Origin of the sequence: Micromonospora sp. MP36, assembly GCF_008119785.1 — a bacterium.
Lineage (GTDB): Bacteria > Actinomycetota > Actinomycetes > Mycobacteriales > Micromonosporaceae > Micromonospora.
This window is the reverse complement of record NZ_VSFA01000024.1, coordinates 36,434-57,027: the sequence shown is the minus strand read 5'-3', so window position 1 is coordinate 57,027 and position 20,594 is coordinate 36,434. Positions and strand designations below refer to the sequence as shown.

Genomic DNA, 20,594 nt, shown 5'->3' with positions numbered 1-20,594 from the left:
GCGCCGACCGCCAGCGTGAACTGTCCTGAATGCTGCCGCTCTGACCTGCGGTTTTACATTTTCCTGCGCAGGGCGCTGACGGTGTCCCCCCGATTCGAACATGCTGCTCAACTGCACTTGGGGTCAGCATTCAATGCTATTCAATATTGCCTGGTGAGACCGTTTTCGTGGGGCAGGGCGGTAAGGGGCTGGTGGCGGTGGCAGCCCTGCCGTACCCGATCAGTGCGTGCCGGCCGGCTCCGAGCTGCGTCGGAACCGGCCGGCACCGTGTCCAGCGGGTGTTACCTCGGGTCCTTCTTGTGGAAGTTGCGGATGCACTGCTGCAGGTCGACCGTGACCGTCTGGCCCAGGTCGACGTTCACCGGCGTCCGCTGCAGGACCGTGCCGTCCGGCCGCTCGCACGTCAGGATCCACGGCTCGGCGTGGAAGCCGGTCTGGTTCGGGTGCACGCCGTCGGCCTGGTACGGCGGCACCGGCCGGTACGACGGGTTGACCGACCAGCGGAACTTGCCGTTCGGCCGGGTGATGTCCAGGTCGGAGGTCAGGGTCGTGGGGAACCCGCTCGGCCGCGTGGTGCCGTCCGGCTGCGGGTACGGCTGGGTGTACATGTCGAAGGACTTTCTGATCCGCAGCACCGCGTCCTTGGGTGCCTTGCCTTCGATGACCGCATGCTGCGCCGGGTCAGCGGTGTTCTCCAACGCCTCGAACATGGCCAACCGGTGGGCCGGGTAGGCGTCCGTGACCTGGGTCTGGAATGTCCTCGCGACGCCCCGGTCGGGGCAGGTCTCGGCCGTCAGCGCCAGCCCCCGGGTGGCGAAGTAGGCCCAGTCGATCGCCTCACCGGTCGTCTCGTAGTCGTGGGCGGAGTCGCGCGCGATGTAATTCGGGCCGTAGCGCTTGGCCATCCTGGTCGCCAGATCCTCGAACCGCGCCACGTCCTGGGTCGGCCCGGCCGCCAGCTGCAGGGGAGGGTAGAGGACGACCTGGATGCACGTGTGCTGGGTGACGAAGGTGGTGGCCTGCCGGGTTGACAGCAGCCATTCGATGTTCCGCGCCTCCGGCTCCGACCAGGGCGCCGCGCCGCCCGTCGAGATCGGCAGCCAGCCGAACCCGTAGTTGCGGTTCATGTCGACGTTGGTGTCGGTCTGCCGACGGTTGCGCACGAACCCGTCCACGTTGACGACCGGTACGACCACGAGCCGGGCGCGGTCCAGCAGGGACGAGACGTAGGGATCGCCGGCGGAGGCGCTGCGCACCAGATCGACGGCGTACTCCATGACCAGTTCACCGCTGGGCCACTCGTTGCCGTGATGCATCCCGACCGTGACGAAGACCGGCTTGCCGTCGTTGTTCCGTACGTCGCGGGAGATCTCGATGCCGCGGACCAGCCGGCCCGACGACGTCGGGTACGGAAGCGTCAGCGGCTTGACCAGATCGGAATGCTCACGCGCCAACGTCTCCATGTCGCGCTCGTAGTCGGCCAGCGTCCGGTAGGTGGTGTTGCCGCTCGGCAGCGCCGACTCGATGGCGGCGACCGGGGCGGCTGCGGCGGGGGCCGCGAGCCCAGCGCCGGCGAGACATGCCGCGGCTGCCGCCGACAGCACCGCCCGCCAGGGAAGCCGGCCAGGTTTGTTGATCCACATTTCGCATTCATCCCCTTGCTGTCGTTGCATGGACAAGGGCGGGCGAGCGAGACCGGCGTCTCACCTCCGTCCGCCAGGTCGCCAGGCTCGGCGCCGCGGCCCGGACTGCCGTCCCCAGGGCAAGATCAAGCGACCGTATCGACACCCGTCACGGCTGGTCAAGAGCATGCGGCAGGCGGCGTGCGGCACGTGGCTGCCGGGGCGCCTGGGCCACGGTGACCGGCGAAGGCTCGGTGCCGGGCAGTCAACTCACGGACCGAGGCAGCCGCGGTCAGGCCGGCGAGCCGAGCAGCAGGGCGGCGACGGTGGCCGTGGTGCCGAGCACGGCGAGGACGGCGCTGGTGGCGACGAACCGGCCCAGCGGGACGGCCACCCCGGCGGCCCGGCAGCGCTCGTACCAGATCAGGGTGGCGAGCGACGCCCACGGGGTGGCCAGCGGCCCGACGTTGGTGCCCACCAGCAGGGCCAGCAACTGGGTGTGATGGTCGACGGCGATGACCGCCTCGCCGGCCACGTACGCGGGCAGGTTGTTGACCACGTTGGCGAAGAGCGCGCCGACGGCGCCGGCCCGCAACGCACCCTCGGCGCCGGGGTCGGTGCCGATCAGCGTGCCCATCACGGTGTCCAGGCCGTGCCGGCCGATGGTCTGCACCACCAGGAACAGCCCGGTGACGAACACCAGCAGCCGCCACGGGACGAGGTGGAGCGTCAGGCTGCGCCGGGCGCGCAGGGCGAAACCGGCGACCAGGATCGCCGCGGCCACCCCGGAGGCGACTCCGATCTCGACCCCGACGAGGATCCCGGCGACGAAGAGCAGGCACGCGCCGAACGCGGTGCGGTACAGCACCCGGTCGGGCGGCACGTGCGGCGGCGGTGGGACGAACGGATCGGCGCCGGCCCGCGCCGGCCGCCAGTACCACCACCACAGCAGCAGCATGGTGATCACGATGGCGACCAGTTGCGGCCACCACATCCGGGCCGCCCACGGCACCGGTGCCAGCCCGATCCGGTCGCTGGCCAGGATGTTGGTCAGGTTGGACACCGGCAGCAGCAGGCTCGCCGTGTTGGCCAGCCACACCGTGGTCATCGCCAGCGGCGTCGGCGGCACGCCGAGCTTGCGGGCCAGCGCGATCATCACCGGGGTGAGCAGGACGGCGGTGGTGTCCAGGTTGAGCGCGATGGTGGTGACCGAGGCGAAGCCGACGCAGAGCCAGAACAGCGTGCGGTAGCTCCCCCGCGCGGTGATCGCCACCCGAGCGGCGAGCGCGTCGAAGACCCCGGCCACCGCGGTCAGTTCGGCCAGCACCACCACCGTGCCGAGGAAGATCAGGATGGGGAGGATCCGGCGTACGGTGGCCTCGGCGTCCGCGCGGGGGAGCAGTCCGGTGAGGACGCAGAGGACGCCACCCGCGGCCAGCCCGATCGCGATCCAGTCCAGTACGTGCAGCCGGCCCCAACGGGATCGGTCCGGTGCGGCGGACGGTGGCTCGCCGACGGTCTCCACGACCCGTGATCCTCGCACACGCGCGCCCGCCCGGCGGCGCCCCACACGGCTGCCGAGGGTGTCCACGAATTGACGATGGGTGGCCATAATGGCCGGGTGGCTGTAGGCGCGCACCCGACCCGGTCCGACCGCCCCATCGACTTCTTCATCAGCTACTCGCCGGCCGACGAGCGCTGGGCGACGTGGCTGGCCTGGGAGTTCGAGGCCGCCGGCTACCGCACCCTGCTCCAGGCGTGGGACTTCGTCGCCGGCACCAACTTCATCGACTTCATGGACCGTGGGGTGCGGGAGGCGGCCGTCGTGGTCGCCGTCCTCTCCGAACGCTACCTGCACTCCACGTACGGGAAGCTGGAGTGGCAGGCCGCGCTGCGCGCCGACCCGGACGGCACCGGCAACAAGCTGGTCACCGTCCGGGTCGAGGACTGCCCGATCGACGGGCTGCTCGCCACCATCACGTACGTCGACCTGGTCGGGGTCACCGACCCGGGGCAGGCGCGGGCCCGGGTGCTGGACCGGATCGGCGAGGCGCTCGACGGGCGGGCCAAACCGGTCCGGCAACCGGCCTTCCCGCACCATCCCGCCGACCCGGCCGGGGTGCTCGCCGCACCCGTCGCCGGTCCGCCCGCGCCGCGCCGAGCCCGGCGTACGCCGATCAACCCGCCGCCGTTCCCGCCCGCGGCGGCGACCGTGCCGGCGACCCGGGGCACGCTGACCGTGCTCCAGGTGGCCGGGCCGCGCTTCGGCCGGGGCGTGATCGAGCCGGGCGCCCCGGTCACCCCCGGCGAGCTGCAGGAACACCTGATGGGTGACCTGACCCTGCTGGTGAACGACGGGGTACCCCGGCCGGACCTGCTGGTGGTGGCCGGCAATCTGACCGAGTCGGGCAGCCCACGCGAGTTCTCCGACGCGCTCACCTTTCTCACCGGGTTGCGGGTGCTGCTCGGGTTGGAGCCGCACCGCCTGGTCGTGGTGCCCGGCCCGCGTGACGTCACCATGGCGGCCAGCCGTGCCTACTTCGCCACCTGCGAGGCCGACGACGTCGACCCGCAGCCGCCGTACTGGCCGAAGTGGCGGCACTACGCCCGGCTCTTCGACGAGCTCTACCAGGGCCTCGACGACCGGATCTTCGACAGCGAGCAGCCGTGGACGCTGTTCCCGGTGCCGGACCTGCGGGTGGTGGTGGCCGGGCTGAACTCCACCATCGCGATCACCCACCGTGAGGAGGACCGGTACGGCTTCCTGGGCGAGGCCCAGTCCACCTGGTTCGCCCAGCGGCTGCGCCACTACCAGCAGTCCGGCTGGCTGCGGCTGGGCGCAATGGCGCACGCCCCGGGCGGGCGCACCCCGTACGCCGACGAGCTGGCCGTCCCGGACGGGGTGACGCTGCGCGACCGCGCCTCGTTCCACCGCCTGGTCGGTCCGATGCTCAACCTGCTCCTGTCCGACGCCGCGTCCGGCGCGCGGGTCGACCCGGTGGTGCCGGTGGCCACCGCCTCCCGCGACGGCCGGGCGCAGGTGCTGCGACTCGCCGCCGACGGGATGACCCGCTGGGTGCTCGGCCGCGACGACCGGCACGACGTGGGCGAGCCGACGGCGGCCGCCTGGCCGCGGGCGGCGGCCACGTTCGGGGCGACCGGCCCGGCCCAGGTGCCCGACCCGCGGCTGCCCACCCCGGCCGAGGGGCCCACCCAGGCCGCGCCGGCCGACGGGCGGGCCGCCGCGCCGGCCGTGGTGCCGCCGGCCCCGCTGGACCGGCTGCTGGACCGGCTGGCCGAGGTCTGCGAGGCACGGCACGACCGGGTGCTGGTCCGCCGGGTGTCGGCCGAGCCGCCGCACCTGTTCGTCACCTACCGGTCCGACGGGGTGATCCGGCAGCAGCGGGTCGGCGCGCACGTGGGCACCCCGACCCCCGCGGACGTCGACCACTTCGCCCGGCGGGTGCACGCCACCGACCCGGACATCCCCTCCGAGCTGGTCTACGACGGCGACCGGGCGCCGCGCGGGCTGGCCGAGGCGGCGCAGCGGCGCGGCGTACGGGTGCTGCACCTGACCGAGTTCCAGGGCCTGCTCGACCTGCGCGAATACGTGGCCGCGCAGACCGCCCGGCTCCAGGCCGACCGGCTCTATCCCCCCGGCCAGTACGTGCCGCAGCGCTACCGGCACCTGGTCGGCGCGGACCAGCGGGTCCGCGAGGACGTGGTGGACGAGCTGCTGGAGCTGGCCTCCGCGCCGGACGGCCGGTTCGTGCTGGTACTCGGCGACTTCGGCCGGGGCAAGACGTTCGCGCTGCGCGAGGTGGCCCGCCGGCTGCCCACCGCCGCTCCCGACCTGATCCCGATCCTGGTGGAGCTGCGCGCCCTGGACAAGGCGCACTCGGTGGACGGCCTGGTGGCCGCGCACCTGGCCAACCACGGCGAGCAGGTGATCGACCTCAAGGCGTTCCGCTACATGCTCCGCCAGGGGCGGATCGTGCTGCTCTTCGACGGCTTCGACGAGCTGGTGGCCCGGGTGACGTACGACCGGGCGGCCGACCACCTGGAGACGCTGCTGCAGGCGGCCGAGGGCAACGCCAAGATCGTGGTGAGCAGCCGCACCCAGCACTTCAAGACCAACTCACAGGTGCTGACCGCCCTGGGTGAGCGGGTCGGGCTGCTGCCGCACCGCCGGGTGCTGGCCATCGAGGACTTCACCCCCGGGCAGATCGAGACCTTCCTGCGCCACCGCTACGGCGGCGACGAGCGGGCCGCCCGCCAGCGGTTGGACCTGCTCGCCGGGGTGAAGGACCTGCTCGGGTTGTCCCGCAACCCGCGGATGCTCGGCTTCATCGCCAACCTGGACGAGGGTCGGCTGGCGGCCGTGGCGGGGGCCGGCGGCGCGTTCAGCGCGGCGGCGCTCTACCGGGAGATCCTGGAGTCCTGGCTGGACTTCGAGGAGCGGCGCACCCAGGGGGTGCCCGGGGCGCCGGTGAGCCTGCGCCGCCCCGAGCTGTGGCACGCGGTGAGCCGGCTGGCGTTCCAGCTCTGGGAGAGCGGGGAGTCCTACCTGCGGCTGGCCGAGCTGGCCGAGACCGCTGGCCAGCTCGCCGGGCTGGCGGAGTCCCGGCTGTCCGGGCCGCAGGCGGTGCACGCGGTCGGTGCCGGCAGCCTGCTGATCCGGACCGACGACGGCCTGTTCGGGTTCATCCACACCTCGGTGATGGAGTGGCTGGTCGCCGAGGGGATCGCCGCCCAGATCAACCGGGGGGAAGAGCCGGCGGCCCTGGCGGTGCGCCCGCTGTCGGCGCTCACCGTGGAGTTCCTCGGCGATCTCGCCGACCCCGCCCGGTGCACGGCCTGGACCTCCCGGATGCTCGGGGACGAGACGGCGGGGGAGACGGTCCGGGCCAACGCGTTGCGGCTCAGCGCCCGGCTGCGGCTGCCCGACCGGGCCGACCTGCGCGGCGCGGTGCTGCGCGGCGAGGACCTGTCCCACCGGGAGCTGACCGGGGCGGACCTGACGTCCGCCGACCTGACCGACACCCGCCTGGTCGCCACCAACCTGGCCGAGGCCCGGCTGGAGCACGCCCGGCTGCGCGGCGCCCGTCTCGACCAGGCCCGGCTGGCCGGCGCCGACCTGCGCGGGGCGGAGCTGGCCGGCGCCCGGCTGTTCCGCGCCGACCTGCGCGGCGCCGAGATCACCGGCAGCAGCTGGCACCGGGCCGCCCTGATCGACGTGACGGCGGACCCGGCGCTGCTGCGCGCGCCGGAGCTGCGTGGCGCGGTGGTCGCCCCGGGCCGCCCGGTGGCGCCGGGCCTGGCCCCACCCGCCGTCGGCGTCTCCTACGGCTTCGAGGTGGGCCGGCTGCCGGTGCCGGTCGCGTACAGCCCGGACGGGGCGGTGCTCGCCGTCGGCAGCGACGACGGTGGCGTGCTGATCTGCGACACCGCCAGCGGCCTGCCGGTGCGTACCCTGCAGGGCCATCGGGGGCGGGTGTACGCGGTCCGCTTCGACGCCGCCTCGCACCAGCTGGTCACCGGCGCGGCCGACCTCACCGTACGGCTGTGGGACGCCGACCACGGCGACGTGCGGCACGTCATCGAGGACGTCTTCGCCGGCTGGGTCTGGCCGCTGCTCACCGACGGGGCGCGGGGCCGGTTGGTGGTGGGCGACGCCGCGGGAGTGGTCCGCCTCTACGACACCCGGACCGCCCGGCTGCGTCAGGAGTGGCCCGGGCACGCCGCGCCCATCTGGGGCACCTCGTTCAGCCCAGACGGCCGGCGGGTCGTGGTGGTGGACAGCGCCGGCGTGATCCGCGGCTGGGACATCACCTCCGGCGACCTCGCCTTCGAGGCGCGGGAGCCGGAGGTGGTCTACCGGGTGGTGCACACCCCCGACGGCCGGTCGCTGGTCGCGGTCGGCCAGCACGGCCGGGTGTGGATCCGCCGGGCCGCCGACGGCGAGCTGCTGCGCCAGCCGCGCGGCCACGAGGCCGACGTGTACGCCCTCGACGTGCACCCGGACGGCGCGCTGATGGCCACCGGCGACACCCACGGCGCGATCCGCCTGTGGGAGGTGGAGACCGGGCGGCCGGTGCGCGTGCTGGGCCGGCAGCGCGGCGCGATCTACAGCGTCCGGTTCAACGGCGACGGCAGCCTGCTCGCCACGGCCGCCAGCGACGGCGCCATCCAGCTCTGGGACACCGCCGACGGCCAGCCCCGGCACGAGCTGACCCGGCACCGCGGCTCGGTCTGGCCGGTGGTCTGGCGGCCGGACCAGGCGCAGGTGGCCAGCAGCAGCAACGACGGCACCACCCGGATGTGGGACGTCCGCACCGGGCAGCTCCAGCACACCCTGCGCGGGCACGGCCGGCGGGTCACCGCGCTGTCCTTCCGCGACGACGGTGAGGTGCTGGCCGCCTGCGGCAACGACGGCGTGGTACGACTCTGGGAGCCGCGCACCGGCCGGCTGGTGCGGCAGCTCGCCAGCCCGGCCGACCGGCTGCTCTCCGCGGTGTTCTGCCCGGGCGAGTCGTTGGTCGCCTCGCCCAGCGGCGACGGCGGGGTCCACCTGTGGAACACCGACACCGGCGTCGACGAGCGGGAACTCAACGTGGACACCGACCACGTCTGGGCGGCCGCGTTCAGCCCCGACGGCGACGCGTTGGCCACCGCCAACGACGACGACACCGTACGGCTCTGGTACCGACGCACCGGCCGGCACTTCGCCACGCTCACCCCGCACCAGGGGCGGGTGCGGGCGGTCGCGTTCAGCCCGGACGGCGAGACCATCGCCACCGGCTGCGACGACCGCCTCGTCCGGCTCTGGGACGCGGCCACCGCGACCTGCCGGCTCACCCTCGAACACCACACCGACCGGGTGTACGGGGTGTCCTTCAACACCGAGGGGACGCTGCTCGCCAGCGCCAGCAACGACGGCACCGCCGTGGTGTGGGACGTGCTCACCGGCGAGCGGCGCACGGTGCTCACCGAGCACACCGGCCGGCTCTGGTCCTGCGCGTTCAGCCCGAACGGCGCGCTGCTCGCCACCGCCGGCGACGACCTGATCATCCGGCTCTGGGATCCGGGCACCGGCCGGCTGCACGGCACCCTGGCCGCGCACACCCGGCGGGTCTGGTCGGTGGCGTTCAGCCCGGACAGCAGCCTGCTCGCCAGCGCCGGGGACGACGGCACCGTCCGGCTGTGGGACGTCGCGGACCCGGAGCACGCGCAGTTGCGGACCACCCTGATCGGCCTGCCGGACGGCTGGGCCGCGGTCAGCCCCGACGGCCGGTACAAACTGGACGGTGACCCGGGCGGCCAGTTCTGGCACGTCATCGGCACCTGCCGGTTCGAGGTGGGGGAGCTGGACCCGTACCTCACGCAGGTGCGGCGGCTGTCGGTGGACGCGCCGTTCTGAGCGAGCCGGCCCGGCGCGTCGCGTCAGTCGGTGACCTGGCGCGACTCGCGCGCCGGGCCGGAGGCGGTCGGGCCGGGTCCGCTCAGCGTCGCCACTTCTGGTTCGCGCCGCCGGTGCAGTCCCAGATCTGGAGTCGGGTGCCGTCGACGGAGCCGACGTCGGTGGCGTCCAGGCACTTGTCGGCCTGCGGGTTCACGATGTCCCCGGCGGAGGTGAACACCCATCGCTGTGCGCCGGTGCCGTTGCAGTCGTAGAGCTGCACCCGGGCGCCGTTGGCGGTCGACCCGCCGGTGACGTCGAGGCACTTGCCGAGGGCGCGCACCGAGCCGTCGGCGTGCCAGCTCCAGCGCTGGGCGGCGGTGCCGTTGCAGGTCCAGAGCTGGACGGCCGTGCCGTTGGCGATGTTCGCGCCGGCGACGTCCACGCACTTGTCGCCGAAGCCGACGATTGGGGTGCCGTTGTCGCCGGCGTTGTCCCAGGCCTGGACCCGGACGTAGTCGACGACCATCGCCTGCGGGAAGACCGTGCTGCCGTCCGGGGAGCCGGGCCACCTGCCGCCGACCGCCACGTTCATGACCATGAAGAACGGGTGGTCGAAGACCCACCGGTCGCCGCCCGCGTCCGCCGGGGTCTTGCGGGAATACGCCACGCCGTCGAGGTACCAGGTGATGGAGTCGGGCGCCCAGTCGACAGTGTAGGTGTGGAACGCGTCGGCGAGGGCCTGGCCGCGGGGCAGCGAGGTCCGGCCGGTCAGCGCGTTGCGACCGGAGTAGCCCGGCCCGTGCAGGCTGCCGTGCCCGGTGGACGGCTCGCGGCCGATGTTCTCCATGATGTCGATCTCGCCGTTGTCGGGCCACGGGTTGGCGGCGATGTCGTTGCCCAGCATCCAGAACGCCGGCCAGAGCCCCTGCCCCCGGGGGATCCTGATGCGCGCCTCGAACCGCCCGTACGCCTGGGTGAACGTGCCGGCGGTCACCAGCCGGGCCGAGGTGTACTGGCAGCTGCCGTACCAGCACCAGTAGCCGGACGGGTTCTCCCGGCGGGCGGTGATCACCAGGTTTCCGTTGCCGTCGAGGGCGGCGTAGCGGGTGCTCGAGGTGTAGTACTGCAGCTCGTTGTTGCCCCAGCCACCGCCGCCGATGTCGTAGCGCCACCTGCTGGCGTCCGGCGGCGCGCCCGCCGCCCCGTCGAACTCGTCGGCCCAGGTGACGGCGCTGGGCGCCGCCGCGGCGGGGGTGCTCGTGGTCACCGTGAGGGCGACCGTGAGGCCCACGCCGGCGAGGGCGACGGCGGCGATGGCGCGGATGCTGCGCAGACGGATACCTCCCCTCGGTCGGCCGGGTGCGGTTGCGGGACCTGCCTGACATATTGACGCCAAACGAAGCAATTGGGAAGGATCCCCTGCCGGGACACGGCCCCCCCGGGCGGTGGCCGCGCCCGCTGGCGTCCTGCAGGCGGCGGCCGTCGTCACAGCCGGGTCAGAGCGAGAGCTTCCAACCGGTGAGGGTGCCGGTGTCGTTGATCGCGGCGTCGTACACCTTCCAGCTGCCAGGCGCCGCCACGTGGCCAGCAGCGTGACGCCGGCGAGCGGTGGTGCGCAGGGCACTGGTCCATAGCGGCACGAGGCCTCCCGGCGGGCTGGTGGACGGGGGTGGCGCGGCGCGGCGGGCGCAGTCCGATCCGCGAGCACAGTCTCTTCGGGCCGGCCGTATCGAGGGTCTCGACCGAATGGCTCAACGCTGTGTCACCATCCCGACACAGTCGTTGTGAGCAACTTCCGCGATCGATGTGCTGTCGCCGACCAGCGCCGTCGGTGACGGCCATCGAACTGGACGAGGTGGCTCATGGTGGCTCTACGGCGGCTGCTGGCCGCGGCGATCGCGGCGGTCCTGACGGCCGCGCTGGCGCTGGTGTGGACGGCGGCGCCGGCCCACGCCGACGAGGCGTGGGAGACCGCGCTCAAGTCCCTGATGTCCCGCACCGCCACCTGGGCCGACGGTGGACTCTCCCAGATCGGGCAGCTCGGCCAGCCGTTGCCCCTGCTCGGGGTCAGCCCCGGCGCGCTGGTCGACGCGGACAAGCTCGCCAAGACGGCGTCCGACGCGCTGGCCAGCGGCCTGACCAAGGACGACGTGGACCTCGGCGGCGGCACCCGGCTCACCAGCTCGGTGACCACCAGCGGCGCTGACCACCTGCTCGACGTGCTGCTGACCACGAAACGCGAGGTGGCCGACAAGGAGTTGACCGTCAACGGGATCACCCTCGCCAAGGCGGTCAGTGTCACCGGCTGGGCCACCCTGCACCTGCGCGCCCGGCACACCGCCGCCGGGGAGACCTACCTGGTCCGCGACGGCGACACCCCACGGATCGACATCGACGCGGCGGCGCGACTGCGCGCCGACCTGGACAAGGCCACCGCCTCCGTCGGCATCCTCGGCGTCACCCTCACCGCCGGCAGCACCCTGACCGCCCGTACCCACCTCAAGGTCACCGTCACCGACCCCAACGGCGACGGCCGGCTGGCCTTCGACACGCCCGCCGGAGCCGGCACCGGTGAACTCGCCGCGGCCGGCTCCCTCTCCGGCCTGGCGCAGGTGGCGCTGGACGGATCCGGCGGCGGCCGGATCTCCGACACCGAGACCGAGCCGGGCCCGGGCTCGGTGCACGGCGTGATCAAGCTCGGCGCGGCCACCGCCGGCGTGCCCTTCGCCCTGCCTGCGGTGGCGGCGACCGTGAACATCGACTGGAATGACATCTCGGCCGGCAGCCCGACGGTGACCACCACCGGGCTGGACGAGACGATCGCCAAGTTCCGCAACATGAGCCCGCTCGACCTCGCCTCCGGGCTCGCCCAGCTCGCCACCCTGCTCAGCGGCGTGCAGCAGAGCGGCCCGGCGGGCAACCTGAACCTGCCGTTCCTGCGCGGCACCTTCGCCGACGCCGTCAAGGTCAACGAGAAGCTCACCGACTTCCTCAAGAAGTACGTCCACCCGCGGCCGGACGACCCGCAGTTCGATCCCACCAAGGACGACCCGGCCCTGGCCGGGCAGCCCAGGTTCAGCTCCATCCAGGAGCTGCTCGCGCTGCTCGCCGCCGAGGGGTTGCCCGTGGACAACCTCTCCTTCGCCGGCGACAAGCTGGCGTTCCGGGTCAAGCTGGAACGGGAGTCCACCGTGGAGGTGCCGCTCGACCCGGGCGCGGCCTCGCTCTCCGGCCGCGGTGCCACGTTCACCGCCAACGGCTTCAGCGTCAGCGGCAACCGGTTCACCCCCGGTGACCTCGTCGGGCAGCGGGTGGTGGCCGGCACCTCCGCCGGCACCGTCGCGGCCAACACCGCCAACTCCGTCACCCTGGTGCAGGACTGGATCGGCGGCCAGCCGGCCAACGACAGCGTCTGGGTGATCAGCGGGTCCAGCCCGAACATCGGCGCGGTCGAGCTGGCCGGCACGCTCACCGACCCGGTCGACGACGACAAGAAGGTCGGCCTGCGGGCGGCGAACGCGCAGGCCAGCTTCGCCAAGGTGAAGCCGCGCTACAGCGCCGCGCTCACCCTCGTCCTCGACCTGCGCGACGACCTCGGCAGCCCGGCGGCCAACGCGGACCGGGTGCTGCTGCGTACCGATCCCGCCGTGCCGCTGTTCACCGCGGACTTCCCGATCACCACCGGGGTCGACTTCTACGCCACCGCCGGATTCCTCAAGGTCAAGCTGGGCGGCGACCTGTCCGTCGGGCCGGCCGCCGCCGGTCAGCGGATGCTGGAGGTGAAGTTCAAGCAGGCCGAGGACATCAGTCTGGGCGCGTTCTTCCACCGGCTGCAGTCCGAGCCGACCACCCTGCTCGCCGCGTCCGCGTCGGTGAAGACCACCGGCCGGGTCAAGGTCAGCGTTCCCGGTGACACCGGCGCCCTGGGACAGGGCATCGGGGTGGATGTGAGCTGGAAGGCCGGGGAGGACCCGGTGGTGAACACCTCCGGGCTGACCGGGCTCTTCGCCGTGGACTTCGACCCGAACGACCCCAAGGCGCTCTTCGCGGTCGTCGTCGAGGCGCTCCGGCTGGTCAACGCGGCGCTCTCCCAGGCGGACGCGGGCAGCGGACCGCTGGACAAGAAGATCCCGCTGCTCGGCCGCTCCGCCCGGCAGCTGCTCGGCGCGGACGAGAGCGGCGTCGGCAAGGACGTCACCTTCGTCGCCGACGGGACGAACTTCCTGCTCAAGGACGGCACCCGCAAGGATGACGCCGGTTTCGACGCCCGGCTCGAGGGGCGGACCGTGGTGATCGGCAGCAAGGCGTACCGGGTGCTGAAGCAGGTGGACGCGCAGACGCTGCGGATCGACGCGGCGGGCACCCCGAAGCCGGCGGACGGCACCGCGTACGCGCTGCGGCCGGAACTCGCCGACGCGCTGGACCGGCTCCTCGCCGCGCCACCGGACAATCTCCAGGACGCCCTCGACGTGCTCAACAACGCCATCGGCGCGGGCAGCGGGGTCAGCTTCACCGTGGACCAGCGCGAGGGCGGCCCGTTCCTGCGGATCGGGCTGGACTGGAAGCGCAACTTCCACACCGGCGGTCCGCTCGCCTTCGGCTGGGGCGGCGGCAAGGACCTGATCAGCCTGGACAGCTCCGGCACCTTCGCCCTCGACGTCTCGGCGAACGCCAAGCTCGGGCTGCTGCTGCCGTTGCGCCTGGACGCCGCGCCGATCCTGGACCACACCTCCTCGGCCAGCGTCACCGTCTCCGGCGGGATCACCAACGGCGCGATCGCCGCCCGGGTCGGCCCGCTCGCCCTCGACCTGGGCAAGGACCCCGACTTCGCCACCGTCAAGGCCAACCTCAGCGTGGGGCTCGGCGGGTTGACCGAGGACGGCCCCATCAGCGGCCTGCTCGGGCTGGCCCCGCAGTTCAGCACCGCGGGCGTCGACTGCGGCGGTGGGGTCGGCGGCGCCAACGTGCCGATCTGCGCCCGCGCCCCGCTCTTCGTCAACAACTGCGAGCCGGCCGACGCCACCAACCTGCTCACGTTCACCATGGGCCTGGACCTCACGCCCACGGCGAACACCCCGAACCTGGACTCCTGCTTCGCCAACCTGACCATGAAGCTCACCGACTTCAACGTCGGCATCGACGGCTACCTGGCGAAGGTGGAGGAGGCGCTCCGGCTGGCCAGCTTCGACGGCAAGCTGCCCCTGGTCGGCGACGACCTGCAACAGGGCCAGCGGTTCGTGGCGCAGCTCCGCGAGCAGATCAAGGCGGCGATCGGCCCGGTGCTGGCCGACGCCACGCTGGACAGCGCCGGCCTGAACGCCGCGCTCAAGGAGGCGCTCAAGCCGGTCGACGAGAACGTCACCGCCGAGGTCAGCTGCCGCACCGGGGTGGCCACCCCCTGCCAGCCGGAGGACTTCCAGGCCGTCCGGATCAAGCTCACCTCGGCCAAGGGTGACCCGTCCGCGAGCGGCGGCTGCCAGACCGGCTGTGCCGAGGCCAACGTGCCGCTCGACCTCGGCATCCCCGGCCTGTCACTGAAGGCGAAGAGGGGCGCCGCCGACGGCATCAAGGCCAAGCTCGGCTGGAAGCTGCACCTGGACCTGGTCCTCGACCGGGACGAGGGCTTCTACATCCCCACCCACGACGGGGACACCACGCCTGAGGTGCAGATCGGGGGCAGCTTCGACACCACCGGCGACCTGGCCGCGCAACTCGCGTTCATCCAGGTCAACGCCACCAAGCAGAGCACCGACCCGCTAGTGCGGGCGTACTTCGGCATCGACCTCAAGGGCTCGCCGGGGGAGAAGAGCTGCTTCGACCCGACGGTCACCGCGGACTGCACGGCCGACCCGGACGCCAAGCTCACCCTCGCCGAGTTCGGCGACCTGGGCTCGCTGCTCGCCACCGACCTCACCGCCAAGGTCGACATCGACTGGAAGCTGGCGGCGGTGGTGAACACCGGCGACGAGGTCGTCCCCGCCCTGCCCGGCATCAGCGCCCGCTTCGGGCTGAAGTGGGGCCTGGAGCACAAGCAGGGCGCCCTCACCGCCACTGGCGACGGCGTCACCACGCCGCTCAAGGTCACCTTCACCGACATCGCGCTGGACGCGGGTGCCTTCTTCGACAAGATCCTCAAGCCGGTCGTGGCGAAGCTCAAGGCGGTCACCGGTCCGCTCCAGCCGGTCATCGACACCCTCTACGCACCCATCCCGGTGCTGTCGGACCTGTCGAAGGCCACCGGCGGGCCGGACATCACCCTGGTCTGGCTCGCCAAGACCTTCAGCACCCTCAACGGCGGCCCGAAGCTGGACTTCGTGGACACCGTGCGGGCGGTGATCACCTTCGTGAACCGGATACCGGACTGCGACTCCGGCTGCTCCATCCCGCTCGGCCAGTTCCTGGTCGACCCGGCGAAGGCGCTCACCACCGAGGTGTCACCCGCCTCCGCCGAGAGCCTGATCAAGCGGGACGACCCGTTCACCCAGGCGAAGTCCGCCGCCGAGGTGAAGAGGAAGATCGATGACGCCGCCGGCGACGACGGGGAGAAGCTGTTCACCCCGAAGAACGCCGGGGAGAAGTCCAACGCGGAGAAGACCGGCTTCAGCTTCCCGATCTTCGACAACCCGGGCTCCCTGTTCGGACTGCTGCTCGGCCAGGACGTTGAGCTGGTCAGCTTCGACTCCGGTCCGCTGGCGCTGGGCTTCAGCTGGCGGCAGTCCTTCGGCCCGGTCTACGCCCCGCCGCCGGTGCTGGTCACCCTCTCCGGCAGCGCCTCGGTCACCGCCCGGTTCATCGCCGGGCTGGACACCGCGGGCATCCGGCACGCCGTCGAGGCGGCCACCGACGGCAGCAAGCTCGACGCCGTCAGCCTGCTCGACGGGCTGTACTTCAAGACCGCCGACAGCACCGGCAAGCCGGTCCCGGTGGTCACCCTGCGTGGCGAGATCGGTGCCGGGGCCGAGGTCAGCGTGCTGATCGTCAAGGCCGGCATCCAGGGTGGCATCCGGCTGACCGTCGGATTCAGCTGGAACGACCCGAACAACGACGGCAAGTTCCGCACCAGCGAATTTCTCGAGAGGCTGCGGGTGAACCCGATCTGCCTGTTCACCACCAGCGGGCAGCTCTCGGTCTTCCTCAAGGTCTACATCACCATCGACCTGTTCCTGTTCTCCAAGACCTTCGACTTCACCCTGGTCGACGCGACCCTGCTCGACTTCCGGGCGCAACCCGACTGCACCCCGCCACCACCGGAACTCGGCGGCACCGTCGGGGACACCCTGGTGGTCTTCGCCGGCAAATTCGGCAAGCAGGAACAGCGCGGCGACAAGGCCTGGGACAACAGCGCCGGCACCTACGCCGGTGACGTGGTCAAGGTGTACGCGCTGCACTACGCCGACGCCGGCACCGAGGGCGCCAGCGACGACTTCGACGGCTTCGCGGTCGAGGCTCTCGGCCGCAAGCAGGAGTTCCTCGACCCGTCCCTGACCCGGGTGGTGGTCGACGGGCGCGGCTACCAGGTCGCCGACGCCGACAAGATCTCGCTGTCGGTGCTGCTGCTCGGCGACGGCGACACCAGCGGCGACGGCACGAAGACCTCGGCCTTCGACAAGACCGCCGTGGTGCTCGGCTCCGACGGCAAGGACCAGATCCGCACCGGCACCGGACCGGCGTACGTGGACGGGCGGGGCGGCGACGACGTGATCGTCACCGCCGAGGCGCCCGGCACGGTCAGCCGGGTCGCCGGCGGGCTCGGCAAGGACACCGTCACCACCGGGGACGGCAACGACGTGGTGGCCGGCGACAGCGGTCTCGGCGGCACCGACCGGGGCGCCACCACCGTGCACACCTCCGTCGGCGACAAGACCCTCACCGGGCTGATCGACTGGACCACCCTGACCGACCCCACGGCCGCCACGGCCGGCGAGGACGACCACGTCACCGTCGGGCACGGCGCCAGCCGGATCTACGGCAACGGCGGCGACGACGTGCTCGGCGTGGTGGTCGACGACCGGCCCAACGGGAAGAACACCCTGGTCGGCGGCCCCGGCGGCGACACGATCAACGGGGGCCGCGGCGACGACACCATCCACACGTACGACACCGCGATTCCCGCCGACGTGGACCAGGCCGGCAGCGGCGACGTCGGGCTGACCAACCAGGTGGACACCGGCGCCGGGCAGGACACCGTCTACGGCAGCGCCGGCATCGACCTGGTGGTCTCCCACTCCGCCAACGGCCAGACCGGTCGCCTCTACGGCTACGGCGGCGACGACGTGCTGGTCGGCGGCTACGGCACCGACGAGCTGTTCGGCGGCCCCGACGAGGACTACCTGATCGCCGAGCCGTCGCAGGTGGGGGAGCCGGGCGCCACCGACGGGTACGGCCCGTTCCGCCAGGTCACCCACCAGCCGCTGCCGGCCGGCACCCAGTCGCAGACCAAGCTGCTCGTCGGTGGGCTCGGCAGCGACCACCTGATCGGCGGGGACGGCGGGGCCACCGTCTTCGGTGACCGGCACCTGCCCGCCGAGACGTGCGTCGACGCCACCCTCGCCGACGCGCAGCCGGCCCCCGCCGACCAGGGCGCGGCCGACCTGATCCGCGGCGGCGCCGGGGTCGAGGTGGTCTCGGCCGGCAGCGGCGCCGACCGGGCCGACCTCGGTGCCGGCGACGACCGCGCCTGCGGCCAGCTCGGCGACGACACCCTGCACCTGGGCGGCGGCAACGACCGGGCCTGGGGCGGCGCCGGCGTCGACCAGCTGCACGGCGACGACGGTGACGACCTGCTCTTCGGCAACACCGGCAACGACGGTCTCTACGGCGACGCCGGGCACGACACCGCCGAGGGTAACGAGGGCGGCGACCAGGTCTTCGGCGGCCCGGACGCGGACGTGCTCTACGGCGGCTCGCGGGTCGCCGGCGCGAGCGACGGCCGGGACTTCCTCTACGGCGAGGAGGGCACCGACCGGATCGTCGGCGACAACGGCACCCCGCGGATCGGGGACGTCGGGCCGTACCCGCTGGACCTGGCCGGGGACGTGGCCGGGGCCGGTGCCGGGGATGTGATCTCCGGCGGCGGGGACGACGATGTGGCGTACGGCGGGCTCGGCGCCGACCGGATCAACGGCGACGCCGGGGACGACCAGCTCGAGGGCAACAACGACGCCGACCTGATCCACGGTGGCCTCGGCCGCGACGAGATCGTCGGTGGCTCCTCGCAGGAGCCGGTCGCCGGCACCGGCCGCCCGGACACCGGCGACCAGCTGTACGGCGACGCGGACGCCGACCTGATCGCCGGGGACAACGCCCGGTTCACGCCGGCCACCACCGACGCGACCCGGGTCACCCAGGGCCGGACCGGCCGGGCGCGCAAGGTCACTCTGCTCGACCTCGGATTCACCCCGGCGGCCGGCACCAGCGGCGGCGACCTGATCTCCGGTGGGGACGCCGACGACGTGATCTTCGGGCAGGGCGGACCGGACCGGGTGCACGCCGACGCCGGGAACGACTACGCCGAGGGCGGCCCGGGCACCGACTGGGTCGAGGGCGACGCCGGCGACGACGACCTGGTCGGCGGCTCCAGCACCGCGTACGACGGAACCGGGGCGACCACCACGGGCCAGCCGGACACCGCGGACGCCGTCTTCGGCGGACCCGGCTCCGACGCGGTCATCGGCGACAACGGCGCGGTGCTGCGCCCGCTCGCCGGTGAGCAGCCGACCGCGGTGACCGTGCGGCTCGGCGCCGACGGCAGCCCGTTCGGGCCGCGGATCGTGGTGCTGCTGGACCGGGCGGCGGCCACCGCCAACCGGTACGGCGGCGACCGGCTCAGCGGCGGCGACGGCGTGGACGCCCTCTGGGGCCAGGACGGCGACGACGCGCTGACCGGTGACGGCGACGGCGACTACCTGGAGGGCAACGGCGGCGCGGACAACCTCCGCGGCGACAGCGCCCTCGGGGCGGCGGGCCGCCAGGCGGTGGCCCCGCTGCCCGACCCGGGCTGGCCGGGCGAGCCGTCGCCGCCGGCCGAGCTGGTCGGGGCCGGCGCCCCGGCCGGGCAGGACGACCTGATCGGTGGCAGCTCGGCGGCGGGCTTCCGGGACACCGGGGACGTGGTCGAGGGCAACGGCGCGGACGACGTGATCCTCGGCGACAACGGTTCGCTGCTGCGGACCGTGACCACGGTCGACGGCAAGGCGGCCGAGCGGGTCTACACCGAGCGGTACCCGACCGGCGCGGTGCCGGTTGACGCCACGGTGGCCCGGACCCACGACCCGGCGCTGCCCGGCCCGTCCACCCGGTTCTGCACCACCGCCCAGGCCACCTGCGAGCCGGCCGGCGCCTTCGGCAACGATCAGCTCTACGGTGACGCCGGCAACGACGGTGTCTGGGGTCAGGACGGCGACGACCTGATCCGGGGCGGCGCCGGCGACGACGACCTCGTCGGTGAGCTCGGCACCGACACCCTGTACGGCGACGACGGCGCCGACGCCATCCTGGGCGACCGGGGCGGCGTGGTGAACCAGTACCTCAACGCCGACGACGTGGCGACGCTGGGCTTCACCGCCACCCTGTCGTCGGTGCCGCAGGAGACGTTCACCGGGTTCCGGGCCGGCGACTACGACCGGCGGGTGGACCTGCTGCACGACACCGACGGCGACGCCTGGATCGGCAGCGCCACCTCGGCGCCGATGCCGCACGCCGGGCTGACCGCCGGCGCGGGTGACTTCATCCGCGGCGGGGCCGGCGCGGACAACATCCACGGCGGGTTCGGCGACGACGTCGCCAACGGCGACAGCGGTGGTGACCAGGTGTTCGGCGGGGAGGGCTCGGACGTGCTCTGGGGCGGCAAGGGCTGCGACCCGGCGCTCGACGCGACCAACCCGCAGTGCCTGGTCGACGGCGTGTTCAGCGCCGCCGCCCGGGGCGACCACGACCAGTACGTCGACCACCTCTTCGGCGGTGCCGGGGCGACCAGCGGCCCGGCGGTGACCGCCGTGCTCAGCTCCGACCTGCTGGACTTCCGTCCGCGCGGCGCCTACCCGGGCAACTGCGCGGCCGGGGCCTGGCCGGTCGACCTCACCTCGGGGACGGTCGACCCGTGCCGCTGGTTCGAGATGACGAACCTGGACAACGACGAGGTGGCCGACAACCAGCACCACCACGGCACCGACTGGATCTACGGCGGCTGGGACCGGGACGTGCTCCAGGGCGACGTCACCGCCAACGGCCCGAACAACGGCGACCGGCTCTTCGACTGGAACGGCGCCTACAACCTGTTCACCCACTGCAACTCGGCGTACGGCGGGTTCAACGACGTCCGCCAGCACAGCCCGGCGATGCAGGACTTCCTCACCCGGCTGGCCTGGGCCACCGGCGCGGGTCGCAGCGCCTCCGACGTGACTACGGCGGGCACCTCTGCCTTCCTGGAGTTGTCCTACGTCTACCCGAGGGACAACAAGGAACAGGGAGCCGGGGCCGCGTTCCCGGGCACCCCGGGGCACTTCGACGAACCGTCCTGCACCGACTGACCGGTCACCAGGGCCCGGCTTCCCGAGCGGGGAGCCGAGCCC

The 20,594-nt window shown here is 73.0% G+C and carries 6 protein-coding genes; 2 read left to right on the top strand and 4 right to left on the bottom strand.

Going from position 1 to position 20,594, the window contains the following annotated elements; all coding sequences use genetic code 11:
* Window positions 1–281: 281 nt before the first annotated feature.
* Together FXF52_RS18370 and FXF52_RS18365 are read right to left on the bottom strand one after the other, a co-directional pair.
* Window positions 282–1,643, bottom strand: a complete 1,362-nt coding sequence (locus tag FXF52_RS18370) for a M14 family zinc carboxypeptidase (RefSeq protein WP_187413573.1) — start codon at window positions 1,641–1,643, stop codon at window positions 282–284.
* 271 nt (window positions 1,644–1,914) lie between these two features.
* On the bottom strand, window positions 1,915–3,147 hold the full coding sequence (locus FXF52_RS18365) for an SLC13 family permease (RefSeq protein ID WP_148798145.1): 1,233 nt from the start codon (window positions 3,145–3,147) through the stop codon (window positions 1,915–1,917).
* Window positions 3,148–3,243: 96 nt separating this feature from the next.
* Here FXF52_RS18365 and FXF52_RS18360 point away from each other — a divergent pair, with 96 nt between their 5' ends.
* On the top strand, window positions 3,244–9,042 hold the full coding sequence (locus FXF52_RS18360; protein ID WP_148798143.1) for a TIR domain-containing protein: 5,799 nt from the start codon (window positions 3,244–3,246) through the stop codon (window positions 9,040–9,042).
* A gap of 82 nt (window positions 9,043–9,124) precedes the next feature.
* Here the strand turns inward: FXF52_RS18360 and FXF52_RS18355 are convergent, their stop codons facing one another.
* Both FXF52_RS18355 and FXF52_RS41705 read right to left on the bottom strand, forming a co-directional pair.
* On the bottom strand, window positions 9,125–10,357 hold the full coding sequence (locus FXF52_RS18355) for a glycoside hydrolase family 16 protein (RefSeq protein ID WP_148798200.1): 1,233 nt from the start codon (window positions 10,355–10,357) through the stop codon (window positions 9,125–9,127).
* Between the two features lie 163 nt (window positions 10,358–10,520).
* Entirely contained in the window at window positions 10,521–10,664 is a 144-nt protein-coding gene (locus FXF52_RS41705) for a hypothetical protein (protein WP_187413572.1), read from the bottom strand.
* A gap of 222 nt (window positions 10,665–10,886) precedes the next feature.
* Between FXF52_RS41705 and FXF52_RS18350 the strand changes: the two genes are divergently transcribed.
* Window positions 10,887–20,552 (top strand): calcium-binding protein, encoded by a 9,666-nt coding sequence (locus tag FXF52_RS18350; RefSeq protein ID WP_148798142.1) that lies wholly within the window; start codon window positions 10,887–10,889, stop codon window positions 20,550–20,552.
* The last annotated feature ends 42 nt before the right edge of the window (window positions 20,553–20,594 follow it).